This window comes from Saccharopolyspora sp. NPDC045839, assembly GCF_056431645.1.
Genome location: NZ_JBWKKH010000039.1, coordinates 77,541 through 86,295, shown reverse-complemented (window position 1 = coordinate 86,295; position 8,755 = coordinate 77,541). Strand labels below are relative to the sequence as shown.

8 protein-coding genes are annotated in these 8,755 nt (G+C 69.6%); 3 read left to right on the top strand and 5 right to left on the bottom strand.

From position 1 onward, the window contains the following. Nucleotides 1-224: 224 nt before the first annotated feature. Nucleotides 225-1,067, bottom strand: coding sequence for a hypothetical protein (locus AC07EQ_RS36850; protein ID WP_478392440.1), 843 nt, complete (start codon nucleotides 1,065-1,067; stop codon nucleotides 225-227). A 209-nt stretch (nucleotides 1,068-1,276) separates the two neighbouring features. On the opposite strand from AC07EQ_RS36850, the gene AC07EQ_RS36845 reads away from it, so the two are divergent. After that, nucleotides 1,277-2,131, top strand: coding sequence for a polysaccharide deacetylase family protein (locus tag AC07EQ_RS36845; RefSeq protein WP_478392439.1), 855 nt, complete (start codon nucleotides 1,277-1,279; stop codon nucleotides 2,129-2,131). Between the two features lie 59 nt (nucleotides 2,132-2,190). Here the strand turns inward: AC07EQ_RS36845 and AC07EQ_RS36840 are convergent, their stop codons facing one another. The 3 genes from AC07EQ_RS36840 to AC07EQ_RS36830 form a co-directional block, all read right to left on the bottom strand. Then, nucleotides 2,191-2,538 (bottom strand): PRC-barrel domain-containing protein, encoded by a 348-nt coding sequence (locus tag AC07EQ_RS36840; RefSeq protein WP_478392438.1) that lies wholly within the window; start codon nucleotides 2,536-2,538, stop codon nucleotides 2,191-2,193. Between the two features lie 221 nt (nucleotides 2,539-2,759). Beyond that, nucleotides 2,760-3,563, bottom strand: a complete 804-nt coding sequence (locus AC07EQ_RS36835) for a lysophospholipase (RefSeq protein ID WP_478392437.1) — start codon at nucleotides 3,561-3,563, stop codon at nucleotides 2,760-2,762. Between the two features lie 127 nt (nucleotides 3,564-3,690). Beyond that, nucleotides 3,691-4,389 carry a DUF4232 domain-containing protein gene (locus AC07EQ_RS36830; RefSeq protein ID WP_478392436.1) on the bottom strand — a complete coding sequence of 233 codons (699 nt, stop codon included), beginning with the start codon at nucleotides 4,387-4,389 and terminating at the stop codon, nucleotides 3,691-3,693. A gap of 387 nt (nucleotides 4,390-4,776) precedes the next feature. Between AC07EQ_RS36830 and AC07EQ_RS36825 the strand changes: the two genes are divergently transcribed. Beyond that, on the top strand, nucleotides 4,777-5,571 hold the full coding sequence (locus AC07EQ_RS36825; protein ID WP_478392435.1) for a GH25 family lysozyme: 795 nt from the start codon (nucleotides 4,777-4,779) through the stop codon (nucleotides 5,569-5,571). A 185-nt stretch (nucleotides 5,572-5,756) separates the two neighbouring features. After that, the gene (locus tag AC07EQ_RS36820; RefSeq protein WP_478392434.1) at nucleotides 5,757-6,896 is read left to right on the top strand and encodes a hypothetical protein; all 1,140 of its coding nucleotides are present in this window, start codon (nucleotides 5,757-5,759) and stop codon (nucleotides 6,894-6,896) included. Here AC07EQ_RS36820 and AC07EQ_RS36815 read toward each other — a convergent pair. Next, a complete protein-coding gene (locus tag AC07EQ_RS36815; protein ID WP_478392433.1) occupies nucleotides 6,851-7,930 on the bottom strand; it encodes a copper resistance D family protein in 1,080 nt (359 codons plus the stop codon). The genes AC07EQ_RS36820 and AC07EQ_RS36815 overlap by 46 nt on opposite strands. Nucleotides 7,931-8,755: the final 825 nt, after the last annotated feature.

The following is an 8,755-nucleotide window of genomic DNA, read 5'->3' as shown; positions in this document are numbered from 1 at the left end:
CCCGCATCGCGTTCGGCTTCCGAAGCCCCGAAGCACTCATCGCCCTGGCCATGCTCGCCCTCGGCGGCCAGCCCCCAACCCTCCCCGGACGCGCCTGAACACCCACGGACCAGTCACAAGAGCCTGAAATTGCGGGAGTTCTCCACAGCTGACGGCGTGTCGGGGTCACGACACGCCGACGGAGTGCGGTTGCGGTTTCCATTGAAACTGCGGCCGGACGCCGGTCAGCCGCGGTCCGTGGTGCCCACTGTGGATTGAGGTTCGTCGGCTTCGGCCTCGACGGCGGACACCTCGATCGCCGCGACGCCGGACGGCGGCGTCGGCGCTGCCGACCACCGGGCGGTGGCGCGGTGTTCGTCGACGCGCAGCCGCGACCAGCCGTTGCCGCCGAGGGCCGAAATCGCGCCGAGCACGATCTCCGGCAGGTCGCCCAGCGCCGGCCCGAGGTCCATCGCGACCCGGACCAGCGGCGGATCCACCGAATACTCGATGATCGCGGCCGTGTGCGACAGGCGGCTGGCCACCGCCCGCGCCGGCCACTCCGCGCCCGCCCGCCGCTCGGTGACCACGTCCACGAGCAGCCGCAGCCGCGGGCGCGGGTTGCCGCTCTCGTCCAGGTCGCCGATGCCCTCCGGCACCTCCGCCGGCGGCTCGTCCGGGTCGCCGGGGTCGGACCTGCCGAACAGGATCGACCCGCCGGACCACGCCTCGACCAGCAGCCGCTCGCCGCCGGCGACCAGATCGCCCACCAGCTCCGGGTGCTCCACCACCGTCCACGCCGTCGGCGGCTCGCAGGACACCCGGTGCCTGGCGTAGTCGGGCCCGAGCTCGCGCAGGAAGTTGCGCACCGCTCGGGACAACCCGGCCACGTGCTGCGCGGTTTCCGCGCTGGCCCGGCTGATCGTGACCGACCAGCAGCCGGGCTCCTCGTCGGAGCAGTCCCCGGACGCCACGATCCGGCCGTCGATCCGCCGCACCAGGCCGCGGCAGGCGGCGCGGGCGGCGGTCTCGTCGTCGGCCGCGACGACAACGGTGATCAGCAATTCGAGCTCGGTGTTCTCAGCCATCGCGAGAAGCATTCTCGCGCACTGAACCGGAACGTCGAACGGATGATCAGGTGAAGTCGCGACGCGCGGGCGGACGGCTTGTGTCCGACGACACAACCGACCCGTTTGACCCTCACACTGATGTGATGGTTGGAGCATGGCCGCAACACCCGGAAAACGCCGCGATAGCAGGGAAAACCCGCCGCGGGCAGCCCGATCAGGAGGCGGCAGTGCACAACCAGCTCTTCGACTACAGCCCCATCGTCGACCGCGCCCCGGTGCGGTGGCCGGACGGCGCCCGGCTGGCGTTCTACGTGGGCCTCAACGTCGAGCACTACGAGATCGACCGGCCGTCCACCAGCATCTTCGCCGGGACCAGGGACCTGGCGCCCGACCCGCTGAACTACGGCTGGCGGGACTACGGCCCGCGGGTCGGCATCTGGCGGCTGGTGGACATCTTCGACCGGCACGGCATCCGCCCCAGCGTGCTGCTGAACTCCGACGTCACCGAGCACAACCCGCAGATCATCGACGCGGGCAAGCAGCGCGACTGGGCCTGGTTGGCGCACGGCAAGAACAACTCGATCCTGCAGGCGGACATGCCGGTCGACGAGGAGCGCGCCTACCTGCGGGACGTGGTGGACACCATCGAGGCCGCGACCGGCACCCGCCCGCGCGGGTGGATGGGGCCGGGGCTGACCGAAACGTTCCACACGCCGGAGCTGCTCGCGGAACTCGGCCTCCGGTACGTGCTGGACTGGAGCAACGACGACCAGCCGTACCGGCTGAACGTGCCCGGCCTGCTCAGCGTGCCGTACCAGACCGAGCTCAACGACGTGACGATGTTCGTGGGCACCGGGGTGAGCGGCCCGGACTTCCTGCAGGCGGTCAAGGACCAGTTCGACCAGCTCTACGCCGAGTCGGCGGACAGCGGGCGAGTGATGTCGCTGGCGCTGCACCCGTTCGTCATCGGCCAGCCGTTCCGGGCCAAGTACCTGGACCAGGCGCTGGAGTACATCACCGGCCACGCGGGCGTGTGGCTGACCACCAGCGACGAGATCGCCGAGCACCACGCCAGGAACTAGGCCTGTTCCAGGCTCGTCTGCGTGGCGGTGCAGGTGGCGGAACCTCAGGTGTCTTCTCGTCAGGGCTGCTGCTCGGCCTCGGCGGGCTGTTCACCCTGGTCCAGGCCGTAGTAGTGGTAGAGGTCGCGGCCTTCCTGGTCGGAGAGGTGGCCGTGCTCGGCCTCGATGCGCGGGGCGTTGCGCACCCGGTCCTTGGAGACGCGCAGGTCGAGGCGGTTCTCCTCGGTGGTCGCGCCGGCCAGCGGCACGAAGGTCTCCTTGACGCCGAACACGCCGATCCGGACGGTGACCCACTCCGGCTGGTGGGTCACGTCGTCGACGTAGACGTTCCCGACCCGGCCGACGCGGTCGCCGTTGCGGTCGAACACCGGAGTGCCGATCAGGTCCTGTGCGCGCTCGACGTTCATGGCCACCTCGCTCGCTCCGCCTCGCCCGGAGGCGCCGACCCCCCGTCGGCAATCCTCAAGCTGCCCGTGGAGCGCTTGGGCTGCAACTGCGCAAGCGACACGCCTCACCTGAACAGGTAATGATCGAGATTATTTGGCGCCCACTATTAATGATCCTTCATTTTCGGGCATGATCCGCGTGCCCCGGCTTTGTCCTTGCGAAATCGCGCGGAGGCCAGTGGTCACGAGTTCAGTTCGCGGCCGATGAAGGTGAGGACGTCGTTCATCACCTCGGTCTTGTTGATCTCGTTGAACAGCTCGTGGCGGCCGCCCGGGTAGATGTGCTCGTGGAACTCGCCGCCGCGAATCCGGTCGATGCCGGTGCGGGTGTCGGCCTCCGGCACCAGCTCGTCGTCCTCGCCGTGCACCCACAGCGTCGGCCGGTCCAGCACCGGCCCGTCGTTGATGGCCAGCAGGCACTCGTCGATGGCCTGCAGCGTGGCGCGCTTGAACGGGCCGTGCCAGACCAGCGGATCGGCGACGTACGCCGCGCCGACATCGGGGTCGCGGGACAGGATCGCCGGATCGATCGGGGCCTCCGGGATCTCGTCGTGCTCCAGCAGGTCCAGCATGTGCCAGGTGCCCAGCACCGGCGCGGACAGCACGACCGCCGCCAGGTGCTCCTGGTGCTCCTGCGCGTAGCGGGCGGCGAGCATCCCGCCCATCGAATGACCGATGAGGACGACCGGCAGGTCCGGGTGCTCGGCGGTGACCTGCCTGCGGAGCTCCTCCAGATCGGCAACGATCGTCTCGGCGTCCTCGAAGTAGACCCGGTCGCCGGGGGAGCGGCCGTGCCCGATGTGGTCCGGGGCGTAGACCAGCGCGCGGGCGCCGACCAGCTGCTCCGCGACCCACTGGTACCGGCCGGAATGCTCGCCGTAGCCGTGCACGACCAGCGCGATCCAGCCGGGGTTGGTCCCCGACCACTCGCGCACCGCCAGCTCGCCGTGCCGTCCGCTGACCACTCGATCCGTTGACTCGATCATGCCGCCACCCCAGCACACCTCATCCGGTCGGGCCAACCCCGGCCCTTCCCCGCCGAACGGCGATTTCGCGCGAAATCGACCGGCTCCCGGTGCGGGAGCGCCGATTCCGCGCGAAGCCGCGCTGCCGTCACTGGTGGTACGCGCTGTTGTCGATGCTGCCGAACCCGCAGACCGGGCCCACGTTCCAGGTGACGGGGAGCGCGTCGGTCTCGTCCGGCGGGATGACCTGCGCGCGCACCGGAGTCGGCTGGCAGGGGCCGTCCGTCGGCTCGCCCTCGTGCGGGACGGCCGTCCAGTGCAGCGTCGCGCGGGCCGACTCGCCGGGCGCCAGCGTGATCAGGCTCGGGCCGGGGTTCGGCGTCCGCTCCATCTTGGTGGGCACCGCCTGGCCGGAGGCATCGACCAGCTGCATCCCGCCGTAGCCGTAGAGCGTGCAAGTCTCGTTGCTGGAGTTGCGCAGCACCAGCTCGGCGTAGCGCTGGCCCGCTCCGGCTTCGGCGCCCTCCACCGAGCCCGTGAGCATCGAGGTGTGGCAGCGCTCCACCTTCTTCGGCTGGACGCGCCCCGGCGACGAGGCCGGCGTCGTGCTGCCGCCCGTGGCGGGGCCGTTCCCGGCCGCCTCGGAAGCTTGGGGATCCGGTCGCGCATCCGTGCTCGTCGCCGGTGGTGCCGGCTGGACCTTCTGCTCCGGTGCCGTGAATACCTGGCCGGTCTGCGCGGTTTGCGCGCTGTGCGCTCCGCAGCCCGCCATCAGCCCGGCGATCAGCAGGGCCCCGGACGCCTGGAGCGTCCGCGAGCCGAAAATCCGCAATCGGTTCGGGGTCACGGTGACCACCTCCCGTCCCCGGCCTCGCGGGCGGGGTCGTCGGTATTTGCTCTGCTGTTCCTGAAGACGTCCGGCCGTTGGCGAGGTTGCCCGCACGGTCGATTTTCCGCCGTCGGGGGACTTCGTGACCTGCGGCGCGGCGGATGCTCCGGTTGCCCCGATCGACTGCCTCGACCAGCGGATCGAGTGACGGACGACTGCGCCGAATAGGTCTTGTCACGGCTAGATGCACCCCGATTCGGGTAATTCACGGCGCCACGAATCCGTTACGCATCGCGCAGATATCGACCAATCGGGTGGGGATCTTGACCTGAACGGCGGGACTGCCCCTTTGCCCGACTTCGATAGTTTGGCAACTGCAGAAAGGCCGAAGTCAGGGGGTTGATCATGGCCGAGCGAATTCCGGGCATTGACGTCGCGCGATATCAGGGGGAACCGGACTGGGGGGCGGTTCGCGGCGCCGGATATGCGTTCACGTACATCAAGGCGACCGAGGGAATCGGATATGTGAGCCCGACGCTGGACGCCCAGCTGGCCGGCGCCCGCGGCGCCGGGATGGTCACCGGGCTCTACCACTTCGCCCGCCCGGACACGAATTCGCCGCAGCAGGACGCGGCCGACTTCGCCGCCCAGCTGGCGCGGCTGAACTCCAGCGCGGCGGGCAACCTGCCGCCGTGCCTGGACATCGAGACCGACGCGCCGAACCTCGGCGGCTGGGTCAAGGGGTTCATCGACGCGGTCCGCGGGCACACCGGGCGGCACGAGATCGTGGTCTACGCCTCGACGTCCTGGTTCCAGAGCAAGCTCGCGCCGGAGACCTGGGTCGACCCCGGCGTGTTCCTGTGGGTCGCGCACTACGGGCGCCCGCCGGGCGAGCCCGGCTACCTCACCGACCGGGTCGCCATCCACCAGCACGCGTCGGACGGGAAGGTTCCGGGAATCGCCGGCGACACCGACGTGAACGTCTCGCTGGTCCCGCTGGAGGTGCTCACCGGGGCCGGTGCCCCGCCGCCTCCGCCACCACCTCCGCCGCCGGCGGAGACCTACGTCGTGCAGCCCGGCGACACGCTCTCCGAGATCGGGCAGAAGCTGGGCGTCGACTGGCGGGAGATCGCGCGGGTCAACGGCATCGCCGATCCGGACCTGATCTACGTCGGCCAGGTGCTGAAGATCCCGCGCTGAGACGGTGCCGTTCTCCCGGCGGAGCCCTGGCGGTCCTCGTGACGGGCGTCCGGGGCTCTGCCGACGTGCTCTTTTCCGGCGAATTGCCCAAAACGTTACTGCCGCGTACGTCGTTGCCGCACACTCGCGATCAGTACCGACTACCGTTTTTCGCGTGAACATCGCGCAAGGTGGAGGTGAACGCGATGGCGGGTACAGCTGAGCTGGTCCGAAGCCACTGGACGCGTGGTGAGCCGGGTCGGGAGGCTCCCCCGGAACTCGTGATCGCGCTCTATCGCTGGTGGGTGATCGCGATGGCGCTCAAGATCGCGGGCGCCACCTGGGACATCTGCTGGCATTTCCGGTGGCTACGCGACGACCTCGCGCCACCGCACATGATCAACACGGTCGGCACCGTGATCGTGATCGGATTGGTGGTCTTCCACACCTACACCGGCATCGGCGCCGATCGCGCCACGCTGCGCTGGATGCAGTGGGGGCTGGGCATCTTTCTGGTCGCCGCGCCGCTGGACGTGATCAACCACCGGATCAACGGGCTGGACATCACCGCGTGGAGCCCGTCGCACGCCCTGCTCTACCTCGGTACCGGGCTGATGAGCGTCGGCCTGCTCCGCGGCTGGGCTCGCTACGGCGGCGGCGACCGGTACTACTACCCGATCACCTGCTTCCTCTGGTTCACGGTGCTGGACAACTTCCTGTTCCTCAACCAGCACCAGGAATACGGCGTGCTCGGGCTGGCGGCGTGGGAGCGCGGCACGCCCTACGCCGAGGACATCCTGCTGCAGTTCGCCGCCGACGACCTCGGGCGGCCGCTGGACTGGATCGCCGTCGAGTCCTTCACGCTCCCGGTGCCGGACTGGGTCTACCCGACCTGGGCGGTCATGACCGGGCTGGGCACGCTGCTGCTGGCCCGGCAGCTGGTCGGGCGCCGCTGGACGGCGACCACCATCACCGCCGGCTACCTCGTTTTCCGCTGCGTGGCCTGGGGATTGCTGGCGGCGGCGGACTTCCCGATCTCGACCGTGCCGTTCTTCCTGCTCGCCGGGGCGGTGGCGATCGACCTGTCGTTCCGGCTGGCGCCGCGCATCCGGCCGTTCGCCGGGGCGGCGATCGTGACCGCGGTGGCGTACCTCGCCCTGCGGGCGCAGCAGACCTACATCGCCGCGCCGCCGGTCGACTACTGGTCGGTGCTGTACACGGTGGTCATGTTCGCCGCGGTGTGGTGGGGCATCTCGTACCTGGTCGAAACCGAGCGCGGGCGCCGGCTGCTGTCGCGCGGTCAGACGATGACCGGGGCGCGGGAGAGCACGACGCCCAAGCCGTAGGCGATACCCATCACGCCGACCTCGGCAGCGGCCCAGCCGATCAACGCGGCGCGCTGGTGGCGCGCGATGCGGGGCAGCAGGCGGAATCGCATCTGCGAGGCCACGATGCCCAGCAGCACCAGGCAGCCGGTCTTGGCCAGGATGATCTGGCCGTAGCCGGTGTTGATCAGGCCGGGCAGGCCGACGGTCGGCGTGATGATCAGCACCATCAGGCCGTTGAACAACCCGGAGGCGCCGACCACGAAGATCGCGATGGTCGCGAGCTTCGAGAACCGCGGCAGGGCCTCGGCGAGCAGCCCGCGGCGAGGGGCGACGAACAGCGCGATCGCGGCCAGACCGCCGGTCCACATCGCTGCGCCGATCACGTGCAGTTCCATCGAGATCATGCTGAAGTCGTGGTACTGCCAGTCCGTGGCGTGGCCGGTCAGCGGCATCGGGAGCAGGCCGAGCAGCGCGATGATGGTGCGCAGTTCAGCCGGGACGCTCTCGCCGAACCGGACCGCGAGCAGGCCCAGCACCGCGCACACCAGCCCGGCGCCGGCGCTGGCGAGCAGGCCGGGGCCGGCCGGCACGTTCGCGACGTAGTCGATCAGCAGCTGGGTGGTCACGGGACGACCGGGGCTGAGCTCCGCGGCGTGCAGGACCAGCGAGACCAGGGCGCTGAGCATCCAGATCAGCGAGGTGATCACGGTGACCCGCCGGGCCAGCGCCATGACCGGCTCGGTGTGCTTCGGGCGGTCGAAGCCCAGCAGCTTCGGCAGCAGGCTCAGGCCGACGGTCCCGAGCGCCGCGATGTCGAGCACGGCCCGGACGACGGGCAAGCCGAAGTGCACGAGCGGCGGCGGGTCGGCGAGGCCGGGGATGGTGCCGACTGCGGTGTAGGCCGTCGCGGCGAGCGCGGTCAGCAGCGCGCCGCCCAGCAATGCGGCCACTACGGCTGCCTTGGCGCCGAACACGTTGCGTTCGTCGGCGTCGGCGGGGTGCTCCGGCTTCGCGGTCCGGCCGTGCTGGGAGACATCAGAGTCGGCAGCCACGGGTGCATCGTCTCACCCGGACGAGCGCACATCGGCCTTCGGCCCCGAGGATGAGCCGAATTTGATCACGGGTCGTGACCGATTTGTTTCGGTGTGCGAACGGTTTGCGGGGCGTGATGTTGTCGCGATGTCGCATTCGTCACCGTTTCCGCGACGATTAGTTGATCTTCATTGTTTCCGATTTCCCTGCTGACGGGGTGTTTTCGGCGGCGCATCGATATTGCGCGGCTTTGCGGTCCAGGCGCCGTCGTTGGCCTCCGGGCGAGTCGGGATGTGTTGCTGGCAAAGTCCTCAGCGACGTTGTTCTACAGTCGTGCACGTGGATCCGGCGGACAGTGCAGAAGCGCACGCGCGAGGTGCGTCCGGCGCGCCTCCATCGTGCGCGAGTGCAACGATTCTGAAACCGGTTGGGTTCATTCCGCTTGTTTCTCCTGGCGGTCGACTTTCGTTCACCGGATCGGTTCGCACATATTCGTCTGGCGTTTCACGAGCCGACGAAATTCCGTGCTTTGCTGTAATGCCCGCCGGGTGGGCCGGGATGTGCGTGCGGGTTACCCGGAGAGTTGGCCGGGTCGGTGCCGCAGTGTGTTTGCGCAGGTCCGGAAGGTTGCTGGGGTCGGTGCCGGGGCGTCGTGGCCTGGGGGCCCGGCGGACGCCCCAGGGTGCGAACCCGGAACGTCTCAGGGAAATTGGGGGTCCGGCCCCGGATGTGAGTCGGACTCGCGAGACGCGAGATTGAGCGGTGTGGACGGACAGCGAAGGCGGGAATCGGCGGGTTCCGAGCCCGATACTGGTAGCAGGCCGACGCGGCGGACGCCGCGGGGC